14 protein-coding genes are annotated in these 14,216 nt (G+C 44.5%); 13 read left to right on the top strand and 1 reads right to left on the bottom strand.

Features of this window, described 5'->3' with window-relative positions; genetic code table 11:
- The first annotated feature begins 94 nt into the window (after positions 1 to 94).
- Entirely contained in the window at positions 95 to 595 is a 501-nt protein-coding gene (locus DC345_RS21575; RefSeq protein ID WP_113054851.1) for a GNAT family N-acetyltransferase, read from the top strand.
- 106 nt (positions 596 to 701) lie between these two features.
- On the opposite strand, the gene DC345_RS21570 is transcribed toward DC345_RS21575, so the two are convergent.
- Entirely contained in the window at positions 702 to 1,976 is a 1,275-nt protein-coding gene (locus DC345_RS21570) for a stalk domain-containing protein (RefSeq protein ID WP_113054850.1), read from the bottom strand.
- Positions 1,977 to 2,153: 177 nt separating this feature from the next.
- On the opposite strand from DC345_RS21570, the gene DC345_RS21565 reads away from it, so the two are divergent.
- The 12 genes from DC345_RS21565 to vanG all read left to right on the top strand — a co-directional run bounded on the left by DC345_RS21565 (position 2,154) and on the right by vanG (position 14,199).
- Positions 2,154 to 3,383 (top strand): aminopeptidase, encoded by a 1,230-nt coding sequence (locus DC345_RS21565; protein WP_397333706.1) that lies wholly within the window; start codon positions 2,154 to 2,156, stop codon positions 3,381 to 3,383.
- A 50-nt stretch (positions 3,384 to 3,433) separates the two neighbouring features.
- A complete protein-coding gene (locus DC345_RS21560; protein ID WP_113054848.1) occupies positions 3,434 to 4,108 on the top strand; it encodes a TetR/AcrR family transcriptional regulator in 675 nt (224 codons plus the stop codon).
- Positions 4,109 to 4,290: 182 nt separating this feature from the next.
- Positions 4,291 to 5,067 (top strand): ABC transporter ATP-binding protein, encoded by a 777-nt coding sequence (locus DC345_RS21555; RefSeq protein WP_113054847.1) that lies wholly within the window; start codon positions 4,291 to 4,293, stop codon positions 5,065 to 5,067.
- Positions 5,068 to 5,120: 53 nt separating this feature from the next.
- Positions 5,121 to 6,131, top strand: a complete 1,011-nt coding sequence (locus DC345_RS21550) for an aliphatic sulfonate ABC transporter substrate-binding protein (protein ID WP_113054846.1) — start codon at positions 5,121 to 5,123, stop codon at positions 6,129 to 6,131.
- Positions 6,132 to 6,173: 42 nt separating this feature from the next.
- Positions 6,174 to 7,019 carry an ABC transporter permease gene (locus DC345_RS21545; protein ID WP_113054997.1) on the top strand — a complete coding sequence of 282 codons (846 nt, stop codon included), beginning with the start codon at positions 6,174 to 6,176 and terminating at the stop codon, positions 7,017 to 7,019.
- Positions 7,016 to 7,828 carry an ABC transporter permease gene (locus DC345_RS21540; protein WP_113054845.1) on the top strand — a complete coding sequence of 271 codons (813 nt, stop codon included), beginning with the start codon at positions 7,016 to 7,018 and terminating at the stop codon, positions 7,826 to 7,828. Before DC345_RS21545 ends, DC345_RS21540 begins: the two co-directional genes overlap by 4 nt.
- A gap of 32 nt (positions 7,829 to 7,860) precedes the next feature.
- Positions 7,861 to 9,222, top strand: a complete 1,362-nt coding sequence (locus DC345_RS21535; RefSeq protein WP_113054844.1) for an LLM class flavin-dependent oxidoreductase — start codon at positions 7,861 to 7,863, stop codon at positions 9,220 to 9,222.
- A 250-nt stretch (positions 9,223 to 9,472) separates the two neighbouring features.
- On the top strand, positions 9,473 to 9,997 hold the full coding sequence (locus DC345_RS21530) for a sigma-70 family RNA polymerase sigma factor (protein WP_309304342.1): 525 nt from the start codon (positions 9,473 to 9,475) through the stop codon (positions 9,995 to 9,997).
- Positions 9,994 to 10,848, top strand: a complete 855-nt coding sequence (locus tag DC345_RS21525) for a hypothetical protein (RefSeq protein WP_113054843.1) — start codon at positions 9,994 to 9,996, stop codon at positions 10,846 to 10,848. The genes DC345_RS21530 and DC345_RS21525 overlap by 4 nt, the downstream gene beginning before the upstream one ends.
- Before the next feature lie 319 nt (positions 10,849 to 11,167).
- On the top strand, positions 11,168 to 12,322 hold the full coding sequence (alr, locus tag DC345_RS21520) for an alanine racemase (RefSeq protein ID WP_113054842.1): 1,155 nt from the start codon (positions 11,168 to 11,170) through the stop codon (positions 12,320 to 12,322).
- Positions 12,288 to 13,094, top strand: a complete 807-nt coding sequence (locus DC345_RS21515; RefSeq protein ID WP_113054841.1) for a D-alanyl-D-alanine carboxypeptidase family protein — start codon at positions 12,288 to 12,290, stop codon at positions 13,092 to 13,094. Before alr ends, DC345_RS21515 begins: the two co-directional genes overlap by 35 nt.
- Positions 13,095 to 13,146: 52 nt before the next feature.
- Positions 13,147 to 14,199: a D-alanine--D-serine ligase VanG gene (gene vanG, locus DC345_RS21510; protein ID WP_113054840.1), complete on the top strand. Its 1,053-nt coding sequence runs from the start codon at positions 13,147 to 13,149 to the stop codon at positions 14,197 to 14,199.
- The last annotated feature ends 17 nt before the right edge of the window (positions 14,200 to 14,216 follow it).

Genomic DNA, 14,216 nt, shown 5'->3' with positions numbered 1-14,216 from the left:
ATCGATGGGGGAATTGACGCTCAGGACCTGTTCGTGATAATTTATATAAATCACAAAATCCAATAAATCCAATGAGGGAAAGGGGTTTTACGCAATGTCGTCAATTGTGCTTGCAGCTGCCGAAGATATACGAAGCGAGGATTCGGAACTATTAATCAAGGAGCTAAGCCAAGAACTAGGGTTGTTATATGGCGGCGATGGGACGGCGGGATTTCAGCCATCCGATGTGGAGACACCGCGAGCAGCCTTTATTGTAGCGCGTTTGGATGGATATCCGGTAGGTTGCGGAGCCATCAGGCCCCTTGATGACACATCCGTGGAGGTCAAGCGTATGTATACACGTTCTGATTTCCGTCGCAAGGGTGTGGCCCAGGCTATTCTGGCCGAAGCGGAACGTCTTGCGCTCGAATTTGGCTACACCAATTTGAAACTGCAGACTGGCCCCAAGCAGCCGGAGGCGGCGGCCCTTTATGAAAGAGTTGGATACTATCGGATACCGATTTTTCACGGGGACTGGGATCAGGTACTTGCTTATCAAAAAGATCTGGTACTCAGCGCAACCCACAGAAATGAGCCTTCCTCATTGAACGCATAGATATCATCTATAACAAATGAACCGAAATCTCTTGTCAGCATCCAGAGATTTCGGTTCGTTTTTTTGGTGTGTGGAAGCCGATGGAGTCAAGAATATCAGAAATCCTTTACTCTTTTATAACAGAGGCATTGACAGCGCCTTCCATCTGATTATTGTAAGTACGGAATAATCCAAGGCGCCAGAAGGCAGCTCCCTTAAGATCATATCGCTTGGCAAGACCCAGTTTATCATCTATGGAAGATGAAGTTTCACTATTTAAGCTGATACCGAGCAAAAGTTTTTGCTTGGAGACGCCAGCATCCAGCGCAAGCTGGATGGCCTGATCCACAAGGCTGTTCGGCTCGGGAACCTGCGATTTGGTGCCGACGGGATTATATTGGTAAGCCATAATGATGATGTCGTCTGCCAACGAAGCGAGCGTTTTGTAATCATAGCCTTTATACGCACTATTTAATGGAGGGACCGCCAAGGATAGAGCGATATCTTTAGGCAAAGAATCCTTCAGCTGCTTGACGTAATTGTTCAGCAGTTTCTGTTGCTCTACAGCGTCCAGTTTAAAACCCAGTCCTTCAAAATCAAGAACAACGCCTCCAAAACCATTCTCAGCTATGGCAGCAGTTATCCCCTCAATGGATTTCTGGCGCATGCTGCTATCACTCAGCACCTTGGTCAATTCTCCATTACCATCCAAAGCATACACCATAAGATACGGTTTAATACTCTGATTCGCTGCATCGGCAACGATGGATTGAGGTGTAACGTCCCCGGCAGAAGCTGGGAGGCGGTACTCATCACCCTGAAGCGTAAATTGTCCTTCGCGATCAATGCGACTCCAGCCAAAAGAGACAGAGTTCATCGAAGACACCAAATCGATTTCCTTATAGGATTGCAGCGCATAGAAAGCTCTTAAATGCATTTCGCGTTGAGGTGAAACAAGAGAAACGGTGCGAGAGGACTGGTTCCAGCCTACACCAACACCGAACTGATTACTGAAAGAACTGAGTGGAATAAGCACACGACCTTCTCGCTGAACCGGTGGCGCTGCGAGCTTCACTTTTTCTCCGTTGACGGTTGCTGTAGTGCTTCCCACTTGAAGCAGAACTTCCGTCGCCTGACCTTTTACTTTTCCAATCGCTTTTACGGTTTGTACCTTGCTGTTCCAGGTAATATTAATTCCCAGGGCTTCGCCAACGGTACGGAACGGGACATAGGTAACGCCTTTATCAATCCGAGGGTCTGCATCGAATTTCAGAGGAACATCATCCAGCAAGACCGAAATGACCGGTGCGGCATAGGCATCATTAAGGTTTGCAGTGGTTCCGAGCAAGGATATGGCAAGAATAGTGGCAGCAGCAGTCTTTCCTATTCGTGTATGTAACATGTTTTTTGCTTTCCTCCAACTCATCAAATATAGTAGAATTGCATCTCATCTAAATGAAATCTAGCATAAGTTAGTATAGCAAAATTTTCATAGAGTTCCAATTACAAGATATAATGGACGTATGAAGAGTAACAATTGAACCAGCGATATTAATTTTAGTAGGGGAGGAGAATGCTATTGGATTTTCATGAAAAATTACAGCGTTACGCAGCACTTGTGATCAACATTGGTGTACATATTCAGAGGGGACAAATACTTGTCATAACCGCGCCGATAGCGGCTGCGGCGTTTGTTCGACTAGTTGTGAAACATGCTTATGGGGCAGGCGCTTACGATGTTTATATCGAGTGGAGCGACGATGAGATTACGCGTTTGAAGTATGAACTTGCACCGGATTCGGTGTTCCACGAATATCCTGCGTTCCGGGCAGCCGGATGGGAAACTTTTGCCGAAAATAATGCTGCTTTCCTGACGATCACTGCACCCAATCCCGATCTTCTACATGGAATAGATCCACAGCGAATCATGAATTCGAATGCATCCAAAGGTAAGGCATTAGCCAAATTTCGCAGCTACGGCATGTCCAACAAGGTCAGTTGGTCTATAGTTACGGTTCCCTCAATGGCTTGGGCAGCCAAGGTGTTTCCTGATGTTGTCGAGGAGCATTTGATCGATACGATGTGGGAAGCTATTTTTGACGTTACGAGGATTAATTCGGACGATCCCGTTGAGGCATGGAAGACGCATCTTGAGCTGCTTAGAAACAAGACGAATCAACTTAATCGTAAAAAGTATCGAGCACTGCGATACCGTGGTCCTGGTACCGATCTGCGGATAGAATTGTCGCCTAAACATATCTGGGTTAGTGATGCGGATAACATCAACGAAAAGGGTGCTTCATTTTTGGCAAACATTCCGTCAGAAGAAGTATGGACTGTTCCGTTAAAGCAGGGCGTGAACGGCACGGTTCGCAGTACTAAGCCGTTAAGTTATGAAGGATATTTAATCGATGATTTCTCCTTGACATTTGAAAACGGGAAAATTATTAATATTCAAGCAGCGCAAGGGCTTGAGGTGCTAATTAAACTAATTAGCGTCGATGAAGGCGCGGCGTATCTGGGCGAGATTGCGCTGGTACCTCATCATTCCCCGATTTCGGAATCAGGGCTTGTTTTTTATAACTCTCTCTTTGACGAAAATGCATCCAACCATCTTGCGATCGGTAATGCGTATTCCTTCTGTCTTGAGGGAGGGAACGAGATGACTGAAGCGGAAAAGGCGGCAAACGGTGTGAACTCAAGCCTAATTCATGTCGACTTTATGATTGGATCGGCTAATATGGATATTGATGGAGAACTTGCAGATGGTGATTTGGAACCTGTGTTTCGTCACGGTAACTGGGCGTGAAATTAATATTCATGGATCAATAACTGGTAATAAAGCGGAGGAGGATTCAAATGTCACCCAGAAACATACTAAAGGACCAACAAATGAGAAAGGAACGCATCGAGCACATCTTGGATTCAGCATTACAAACCATGGCCAAACGTGGAATTGATTCAACCAATATTAAAGATATTGCCAAGGAAGCAAAACTTAGCGTCGGCAATATTTATACTTACTTTACATCGAAGGATGAAATTTTCAGTGAGGTTCTGCTTCGAGGACAAACAATGTATGGAAGGACCATTGCACTGCTAGCAGACCTGGATATAGACCCTCGTGAAAAACTATTTGAGATTGGTAAAGGCTGGTTATCAAACGAGAGTAATTGGGCCTTCACCATCATGTTGCAAAGTATACGAACGAATCAGGCCGTCAGCACCGAAATAAAACAAGCTGCAACCCAGAGATTTACCGACAATCTGGAACCTTTGGCAGAGATCTTTCGCCAAGGACAGAACGCCGGAGGCATCATACAAGGAGATGCTCGGCAACTTGCGTTTTATTTTGTAAGTCTGATTCAAGGTCTGACCTTGCAGCTCGCTCCAGGTTATGAAATACAAGTAGATATTGACCCGGAGAAAATCGTTCGTCTTTTTATGATACCAGAGAAAGAGGGTTCAACAAGCGATCTGTTTAAGAAAAACAATGATTTAAGTTACATAAATAAAAAAATGTTTGACAGGTAAGAAATGGTATTGATAATATATCGTATAACAAAACGAACCGAAATTCACTTTGTTGATTTGGTCACATTGAGATTTACACTGCACCGCTTTATACGCTGTGGGAATGGGTAAATCTCTTTTTTTTGAATCAAATACAAGTAAACAAGTAAGTATTATTGATTAAATGCGAAAGGGTGTCTTTAATGTCTGGGGATATGCTTATGATCAGCGATCTGAACAAAACGTTTGTCGCCCCTGTTGGCGAAATCATTGCATTAAACAACATTCAGCTCAACGTTCGAAAAGGTGAATTAGTAACCATCATTGGTCCGAGCGGATGTGGTAAAAGCACTTTGCTTAAAATTGTGGCTGGCTTAGATATGCAGTATACGGGAACCGTTTTGCTCAACGGTAAACCTATTACAGGCCCCAGCATAGAGAAAGGATTTATTTTTCAGGAGCCCCGGCTATTCCCATGGTTAACGGTGGAGAAAAACATTGCATCTAATCTCTCTCTTAGAGATCCGAATGTGCGCAAAAAGGTGGAGGACCTGATTGAGCTGGTCCGTTTAAAAGGATTTGAAAAATCATATCCTCGCGAATTATCGGGTGGTATGGCTCAGCGCGTCTCCATTGCCAGAGCATTGCTGCGTAATCCGGATGTATTGCTGCTCGATGAGCCGTTCGGAGCACTCGATGCATTTACTCGCTCTCATTTGCAGGAAGTGCTGCTTGATATTTGGCAACGTAATGGAACAACCATGCTGTTTGTAACCCATGATCTCGATGAAGCCGTCTTCCTGGGGGAACGAGTCGTCATTATGAATCCGCGTCCAGGCCATATTCGAAGTATTCTTTCGATTGACTTGCCTTTTCCCCGAAAAAGATCAGGTAGTGCGTTTCAGGAGATGCGCAGACTGGTATTAAATGAGTTCGAAAAGGTAGATGAGCCTTTATATGACGTAGGCGGCGGTATATAGCGTAATCCATAGACGAATAAGGATGTACAGCATATTAAAGGGAGAGTGATTATATGAAAAAATCTCATCTGGTTCTAGTTATGGTGCTCGCGTTGTCTTTATTGACAATGGCTTGTGCATCCAAAACTTCAAATGAAAATGCAAGTGGTTCAGGTACGGGCCAAAATGTAACCGTGAAAATTGGGATTCAGGGCAGCGGTGGCTTATTCGGTAAAGCACGCGAAGAAAAATGGTTTGAACAAGAATTTGAAAAAACAGGTGCCAAAGTGGAATGGATCGAGTTTCAGAGCGGACCGCCCATGACAGAGGCAATTGCATCCAATAAGCTGGATATTGCCAGCCTGGGGAACATGCCAATTATCGCAGCACAAGCCGCAAATATTCCTTTCAAAATCGTATCGCAAGTTCTGGACGGAAAAAATAACGTTGCAATTATTGTACCTGCTGGTAGTACCGCTCAGTCACTTAGTGACCTGAAAGGCAAAAAGATTGCCGTTACAAAAGGAAGCAATGCTTACAACTTTTTATACCGTGGTTTGGAGAAATCCGGTTTAACGGATAAAGATTTTGAAATCATTCAGTTACAGCCAGATGAGACACAGTCTGCGTTTGAAACCGGCAGTGTGGATGCCTGGGCGACATGGGACCCTTACATTACACTCAATACCTTAACGGGAAAAGGAAAAGTGCTGTCCGACGGAGAGCAGCTTGGTGTATTGTCGCCTTCATTTACGATTGCGGGAACTGGTTTTGCAGAGGAACATCCAGAGCTTGTTACTCTGTACTTGAAGGTAGTTAATAAAGCATTGAAGTGGGAAAGCGAGCATGAAACCGAAGCGATCGACAGATATGCAGCTGAACGTAATGTTCCTGCCAGTGTAATCAGTGGGACATTCGAACGTTCCCGCATGATTAACACGTCAGTTAATGAAAACATTGTAGAAGAAATGCAGCAAACAGCGGATTTCCAATATAAAGTGAAGAATATTCGGAATCAGGTTGTTATTAAAACAATAACGGACAATCAATATATCGACGCAGCTCTCAAAGATCCACTGAAATAAACATAATGACCCCTATAGAAGAGAGGCGTTCACTACATGCAGATGCGTGCGGAAAAGGCGGTTATCCCGCCTTTAATTCCAAAGAAAAACTCGGTTAAGAGGCGAAAACTTTACTTAAGGGCTAGCAATTTGGTACTAGGGCTTTTCGTTCCGGTGACTCTGCTACTCGTGTGGGAGGTGGCCGGGGTTATGGGATATTTGAACCCCGTTCTACTGCCAACGCCAAGCAGTATATGGAAAGAGCTTGTCAGCATGACGGAGACGGGTGAACTTGTGAAGCATTTGGGCATATCGACGTGGAGAGCTCTGCTTGGTTTTCTAATCGGAGGCGGTCTTGGCCTAAGCATGGGTTTGTGGGTGGGATTCTCTTACAAGACAGAGCGACTGCTGGACCCTTCCTTTCAAATGTTGCGGACGCTGCCCCACTTGGCCATTGCTCCCCTATTCATTTTGTGGTTCGGTTTCGGTGAAACTTCAAAATTGTTGCTGATCGCTAAAGGCGCTTTCTTTCCGCTGTATGTTAATACTTTTCTGGGTATTCGATCGGTTGACAGCAAGCTTTTTGATGTAGGAAAGGTGCTGCAATTCAGCAAATGGCAGATGATCACGAAGTTAATTCTTCCCGCATCTCTGCCGAATATCTTTCTGGGTATCCGATTATCCGTCAGTGTCGCCTGGCTGGGTTTGGTCGTTGCCGAATTGATGGGTTCTAGTGCAGGCTTGGGATACCTGATCAATGATGCCAGATCGTTCTCACTGACCACCGTAGTGTTTGTGGGAATCATTGTTTTTGCTGTCGTGGGAAAACTGTCAGATTCCATCATTAAGTTTCTTGAAGCGAGAGCGTTACGGTGGCAAGACGGTTTTAAAGGAGAAGAATCAAAATGAGCAGGCTGGAGATTGGAAAACAAACCGAACGAGCAGGAGACTGGCTGAGCAGAATTCCGGGTCGTCTTCACGGGTGGATTATTCCGTTAGCTATTCTCCTCATCTGGGAATTGGCTTCTGCCCTTCAGCTGGTTTCAGCGACTATGCTACCTGCTCCTTCCAAGATTGCAGAGCAGTTCATGCGTCTAATCTTGAACGGCGAGTTGCTGGAACATCTCGGGATCAGCTCCTATCGAGCGGGCTTGGGATTTCTGCTTGGAACAGCTGCCGGGCTCATGCTCGGTCTATCCACAGGGCTTGGAAAATTGGCAGAGCGCACACTTGACCCCTCATTACAGATGCTGCGGATGATCCCGCTCCTTTCCCTTATTCCACTATTCATTTTATGGTTTGGTGTAGGAGAGTTTTCAAAAATTCTAATGATCTCGCTAGGCGCGTTTTTTCCTGTATATGTGAATACATTTCTCGGTATACGAAACGTTGATATGAAGCTGATTGAAGTCTCCCGGATTTACCAGTATTCAAAATGGGAGCTACTCGGAAAACTCATTATTCCTGCGGCGCTTCCCAATATTCTACTTGGAGTCAGATTGTCTCTGGGCGCGGCGTGGCTAGTCCTTGTTGTGGCTGAAATGATGGGAACCAGCGCAGGTGTCGGCTACATGATACAGGATGCCCGTGCTTACTCGCAAACGGATATTGTATTTGTCGGTATTGTAGTCTTTGCGGTTGTAGGAAAGCTCTCGGATTCGACTGTCCGGCTCCTTGAAAACAGATGGCTTCGCTGGCGAGATACGTTCAAAGGGTAATCCGATAATTGAAACAAGAAGGGAAGATTTATATGGGGACGAGACAAGAGCAACTTCATCTAGGAGCATTCATTTATTATACAGGTCATCATCACTACGGCTGGCGCCGTTCGGATTCAGGTGCTGAACAGATTTTTGATTATAAATTTTATCGTTCCATCGCACAGACGGCTGAACGTGGGAAGTTTGACATGATGTTTCTGGCTGATCTCCTCTACGTGATGGGCGCTGATCAATCAGCTGCAGGAATGCTGGACCCGCTAACGCTCCTGTCGGCATTGGCTACAGATACGGAAAAGTTGGGTTTGACCGCCACAGTGTCGACGACCTATAACGAGCCGTATAACGTAGCTCGAAAATTTGCCACATTGGATCATATCAGTGAAGGACGCGCAGGATGGAATATCGTGACCTCCCAATTGGATGTTGAAGCCAATAACTATGGAAGAACCGAGCATCCCGAGCATGGGCTTCGATATAAAATGGCCCGGGAATTTGTCGAAGTAGCCACCCTGCTCTGGGATAGTTGGGAAGATCAATCCTTAATTGTGGATCGGCAGGCTGGACAATTTGCGGACCCGTCTAAACTAAAGGAAGTTTCATATAAGGGGCAGTGGTATTCTACCCAAGGTACAATCAATGTGCCTCGTTCCCCGCAAGGATATCCTGTACTCATCCAAGCCGGATCATCCGAACCGGGACAGGATTTTGCTGCCAACTACGGTGAAGTGATTTTCACGGCCCAGCAGTCTCTGAATGCTGCGAAAGAGTTCTATAAGAACGTCAAATCCAAACTCGCACGATATGGGCGCGAACAAGGCAGCATGAAAATAATGCCTGGTTTATCACCGATTTTGGGTAAGACGGAGCAGGAAGCTCAGCGAAAATATCAAGAACTGCAGGAGTTAATTCCTCCGGCTGCCGCAGTGGGTATGTTATCCGGAATGCTTAAGTTTGACCTTTCGGAGTATCCTGTCGAAGGCCAGCTGCCTGACATTCCAGATCCCGTGGAGGCTTCCAATGGCATGAAAAGCCGGGTACAGCTGATTATGGACATGGCTCGACAAGATAAGTTGTCCATTCTTGAGTTGGGTCGGAGGCTGATAGGGGCAAGAGGGCATATGCAGTTTGTAGGTACCTATGAGCAACTGGCTGATTTGATGCAACAATGGTTTGAAGAATATGGTTGTGACGGATTTAATATCATGCCGCCCGTTCTGCCGGGAGATTTGAATGAATTTGTGGATCATGTGGTGCCGATTCTTCAAGCACGTGGACTCTTCCGCACGGATTATACGGGCAGCACGCTTCGTGATCATCTTGGGCTGGATCGTCCGGGAATCAACCATTTTCAAAAAGAGAACGCGTTAGACAATACCTCCATAATTATATGAACATATTTGTCTCAACCTAATCCAGTTTCAATCACATTTCTTCCGATAGTAAAGAGAAGAAAACAAGTCGCCTATTGGCGGCTTTTTTCGTTTGGGACGAGATAAGTTCTTGTTCTCAGATAAAAAAATCAAAAAATTATATCTTCTTTAAAACTATTTTCGACTCTCAGCTGTCTAACATGCGAAACAACATACAAAGTAAGCTTTATTAAAAATGCGGCAATAATCAAAATATACAGTCGCAACGGGGGTGGACAAACTGAGCAAGGTAAGTACAGCACTAACTGAACAGCAGTTCAGTGATCGTCTGGAGGCATGTAAAGAAAAGCTTTATCGCTTCGCATTCTCTTATGTGAAAAATGAACAGGAAGCACTGGAGATCATATCGGAAGCCTCTTATAAAGGTTTTCTATCTTATGAAAAAGTGAATAGTCCTGATTATTTTGAAACCTGGATGACCCGGATCGTCATCAATTGTTCTCTGGATCACATCAGACGAAAGAAGAAATACACGTATATGGAAGACAGTATAATACCGTTTGCAGCCGAAGAGAGTTCCATGGGGCTTGAAGAGCAATGGGATTTGTACGAAGCACTTGATCACCTGCATCCCGAAGATCGGGCATTTATCGTTTTGAAATTTTTCCAGGATCAGCGATTCAAGGATATGGCGGAGGTGCTGTCCCTGCCGGAAAGCACGGTGAAGACCAGGTTCTATAAGATCTTAAACAAACTCAAAAAACATCTGACCAAGGAAGAGGTTGATTTTACATGACAGGAAAAGAACGATATGAACAGATCAATATTCCATCCGGCCTTTCCGGAGTTATTCAGCAAGCCCGTCAGCGTGCACGAAATCAAAAACGAAGAAAAATGATGATCTGGCGCAGTTCCTCCCTGGTTGCAGCCTGTGCTGCGGTGATGATAACAGCCAACGTACCAGGTGTGGCCAAGGCATTATCCGATGTACCTGTTATAGGTTCTGTCGTCAAAATTCTGCAAGTTGGTGGTGGCGGGGAGCGCACAGATGGGGTTTCGGTTACCACGACCAAAGAATCGGATACACTAAACATTAATTTTCAGATCGATGGTGAACAGATCACCTCTGCTCCATCATATACTGTGGATCACAAGGAAGGGCCGAATCGCTTGATCTTCACCTTCAATGGGGTACGTCATCTGGATTATGACAAGCTGGAGCAGGATATTAAAGCACTTAAGAATGTAAAAGAAGTCTATCAAAATATCATTTTGGATGATTCTGCGATTGGCTTTGTGGTTGAACTTAAGGATGATGTGGATTATTCCGTGTCAGAGTATCAGCAGCCTGGATATATTCAGTTGAAGCTGTCTTCCGGCGGCGTGAAGTCAACACAAGCGCATGAACTTTTCTTCGTGCGAAGCGAAGACATGGAGCAGGGTGAGGCACTGGCCATGTTGGCTGAGCAGTATTCTGCCGATGGCAGTAGCGTTGTGCAGACTCAAAATGGAAAATTCACCGTCGTTATGGGTGCCTTCGATAACCGTGCAGATGCAGAGAAACACCTGAAAGAATTTACTGACCGGGAAGACTACAGTGAACCACTGCATGTCGACAGCTGGATGAGTAATGAAAATCCGCAATAATGTTAGAAGCCTGCCCTAGCGCAGGCTTCTTCTTGTAGACTTTATTATCTGAAGTCCATTTCCGTTATCTTTTACGAGTCGCCTATTGGCGGCTTTTTTTGTTGTAACTATGAGATGTTCAAATCTGTAATCTTACATCGTTGTCAGTTTTGTGTAAGTTTGATCGATAGGAGCTGAAGTCGCCTTAATATACACTTAAATCAATTCAACGCACTACATTCACACCTTTAGGAGGCCAAAAAAATGAAAAGTGCATATGCGGATCTGCTGAAAATAGGAACTAAAAACAAGCCATCTATTCGGTTGGGGAGATCATGGGATGTACCGAGATACTTGGGCTGAAATAGATTTAACGCAAATTCGCGAGAATGTCATACAGATCCGCAAATTTCTACCCCGTTCGACCAAACTAATGGCAGTTGTTAAAGCAAATGCATACGGGCATGGAGATATTGAGACAGCCAAAGAAGCAGTAGAGGCAGGCGCGGATTATTTAGCGTGTGCCTTCATTGAAGAAGCCATCCGCATTAGAAATGCTGGCTTAAAACAACCGATTCTTATTTTGATTCCGATTCGTCCCGAACTTGTACCTCTGGCTCTGGAACATGATTTGATGCTTACTGTTACACAGGCGTCATGGTTTCATGAGATGAGAAAATACAAGCCTATTCATACCCCGCATAAGTTATCTGTGCATGTGAAAATGGATACTGGACTTGGACGAATCGGTATACGCACACAAGAAGAGTGGCTTGAAATGGTTCCTTGGCTCAGAGCGCCAGATGTAGTAGTTGACGGGTTCTATACCCACTTCGCGACTGCAGGTGAGGCAGACAGCCGTTATCTACAGCTTCAGATTCAACGCTTCCTGGAAATGAAAGAATGGAGCAGTATGTCACGGATTCCAATCAATCATTATCACTGTGCGGGAAGTGTAGCAGCACTTCGATTCCCGGAATTGTGCATGGATATGGCTCGCATAGGAGCTGCAATCTATGGCTTTTATCCGGAAAAACTAGTACCTAACATCCAATTAAAGCCGGCATTCAGTATGCACAGTAGATTATTACAAACGAAAAAATTAAAAAAAGGCGAATATGTGGGCTACAACAATGCTTATCAAACAGACTCAGATCAATGGATCGGAACAGTGCCTATCGGCTATGCCGATGGATGGTCGCAGAGAATGCAAAATTCGGAGGTGTTGGTGGAAGGGGTTCGTTCAGAAATTATTGGGAAAATCTCCATGGATCAATTGATGGTCAAGCTTCCGATGTATTTTCCCAAAGGATCAAAGGTGACCTTCATTGGCTATTCAGGTGAGCAGGAAATTCAGATTCAGGAACTGGCCAATCATATCGGTGGTGTCTCTCAAGAAATAACGAGTTCCATCACGGACAGAGTATTACGAATCTATAAAGAAGGTGGGGAGTTTCATCATGAAATCACGGGAAGTCGTACAAGAACATATTGAGATCAGCGTAAGTAACGAAGAACGATTTCAAGGGCACTTAGTGTTAATAAATGATCAAAACCCAATTAGAAGGCAAGTACAAGTACATGAATTAGAGTCATTGGATTCCCTGCCTTCAATAAAGAAGTTAAATAAGGAGATGCTTCTGGAGAAGCAGTGCTTCAATCAATTTCATGCTCTGCTTAAAGCTTGTGGGGGGACGGATGAAATTGTCGCTGTCAGCGCATATCGAACCAAAGAAGATCAAGTCCAGATCTATCAAGATTGTTTGATAGAACAGGGTTCCGAATATACTTCCAAATACGTAGCCTTGCCTGACCATAGTGAACACCAAACGGGGTTGGCTATCGATGTGGGTAAATTGAAATCGAATATCGATTTTATTGCTCCTTCCTTTCCGGATACGGGCATTTACAAGTCCTTCAGACAACATGCCATAAAATTCGGTTTTATCCTTCGATATAAACAAGAAAAAGAATCAATCACTCGTATTGCTTATGAGCCATGGCATTTTAGATATGTAGGATATCCCCATTCCAAAATCATGGAAGAAAACAATCTATGTTTAGAGGAATACATCGATTTTGTACAGCAATATCGATACTCTGGAGAGCAGCTCACGATGAAACAAAAGGACATGACAATCCAGATATATTATGTTCCCGCGGATAAAGGGAAATCCAGCCATATCCCGATCTTGAGTTGTGATTCTTATCGGATATCAGGAACGAATCGTGAAGGATTCATTGTTACGACTTTATCCAAAAATTAAGTTATAGCAATAAGGATTTTTTAGACATATCACATTATAGGAGGCTATTGCGATGCAGAAAAAGTCGATTGCGGTCTTGTTTGGCGGATGTTCAGGTGAGTATAACGTATCTTTGAGCTCAGCCGCTTCAGTGATTGAAAATTTGGATACGGAAAAATACAATCTTGTGTTAATTGGAATTACACAGCAAGGTGCTTGGCTCAGATATAGTGGAACGGTTGAGGATATTCGCAATGATCGATGGCATTTGCATCCGAGTTGTATCCCATCCTTTTTCTCGCCGAGTAGAGAAGTCAAAGGGCTCATTGAGCTAGTTCATACGGAATATCATGTAACACCGATTGATGTTGTATTTCCAGTGCTTCACGGCAAATACGGTGAAGATGGGACCTTGCAAGGATTATTGGAACTGTCGGGTATACCGTTTGTTGGATGTGGCATGTTATCCTCTGCGTTATGTATGGACAAGGAACTGGCTCATAAACTGGTGCAGGCAGCAGGTATAGATACGCCACGTTCCCTTACATTACATAGGAGTGAACGGGTGGAAGAAGTGCTACCAGCAATAGAAGCAATGGGTTTCCCACTCTTTGTTAAACCGGCTAGATCAGGATCGTCATTAGGCATATCGAAGGTGAACAATAGGCAAGAATTGATTAACGGAACTGAACACGCCTTCATACACGACAGCAAAGTGGTCATTGAGCAAAATGTTAACGGTTTTGAGGTGGGTTGTGCTGTATTGGGCAATTCTGATCCCATAATCGGCATGATTGATGAGATTGAGCTACAGGGGCACTTTTTTGACTTCTCGGAAAAGTACTCCTTGATCAGTTCGAAGATTCACTTGCCAGCCCGCATTGATGAGCACACTGCCAGGAAGGTTAAAGAGAGCGCTCTGACTATTTATAAAACGCTTGGGTGCAGAGGGTTTGCACGCGTAGATATGTTCCTGAACAATGACGGAAGAATTGTGTTCAATGAGGTCAATACGATACCTGGCTTCACATCGAATTCCCGCTATCCTAACATGCTCCAAGCTGGCGGCATGACTTATGCAAATATTCTTAACCAGCTCATAGATCTCGCCATTGATGAGAATTGAGAGTGTTTGAATGGAAT

Origin of the sequence: Paenibacillus taichungensis (genome assembly GCF_003287275.1) — a bacterium.
GTDB classification, from domain to species: Bacteria; Bacillota; Bacilli; order Paenibacillales; family Paenibacillaceae; genus Paenibacillus; species Paenibacillus taichungensis_A.
The sequence above is the reverse complement of the archived record's forward strand: the minus strand, read 5'-3'. Positions and strand labels throughout refer to the sequence as shown.

Bases quoted from the DNA above. Each gene is read 5' to 3' on its own strand.
- DC345_RS21575 (WP_113054851.1), top strand. From the start codon at position 95: ATGTCGTCAATTGTGCTTGCAGCTGCCGAAGATATACGAAGCGAGGAT.
- DC345_RS21570 (WP_113054850.1), bottom strand. From the start codon at position 1,976: ATGTTACATACACGAATAGGAAAGACTGCTGCTGCCACTATTCTTGCC.
- DC345_RS21560 (WP_113054848.1), top strand. From the start codon at position 3,434: ATGTCACCCAGAAACATACTAAAGGACCAACAAATGAGAAAGGAACGC.
- DC345_RS21555 (WP_113054847.1), top strand. From the start codon at position 4,291: ATGTCTGGGGATATGCTTATGATCAGCGATCTGAACAAAACGTTTGTC.
- DC345_RS21550 (WP_113054846.1), top strand. From the start codon at position 5,121: ATGAAAAAATCTCATCTGGTTCTAGTTATGGTGCTCGCGTTGTCTTTA.
- DC345_RS21545 (WP_113054997.1), top strand. From the start codon at position 6,174: ATGCGTGCGGAAAAGGCGGTTATCCCGCCTTTAATTCCAAAGAAAAAC.
- DC345_RS21540 (WP_113054845.1), top strand. From the start codon at position 7,016: ATGAGCAGGCTGGAGATTGGAAAACAAACCGAACGAGCAGGAGACTGG.
- DC345_RS21535 (WP_113054844.1), top strand. From the start codon at position 7,861: ATGGGGACGAGACAAGAGCAACTTCATCTAGGAGCATTCATTTATTAT.
- DC345_RS21525 (WP_113054843.1), top strand. From the start codon at position 9,994: ATGACAGGAAAAGAACGATATGAACAGATCAATATTCCATCCGGCCTT.
- alr (WP_113054842.1), top strand. From the start codon at position 11,168: ATGTACCGAGATACTTGGGCTGAAATAGATTTAACGCAAATTCGCGAG.
- DC345_RS21515 (WP_113054841.1), top strand. From the start codon at position 12,288: ATGAAATCACGGGAAGTCGTACAAGAACATATTGAGATCAGCGTAAGT.
- vanG (WP_113054840.1), top strand. From the start codon at position 13,147: ATGCAGAAAAAGTCGATTGCGGTCTTGTTTGGCGGATGTTCAGGTGAG.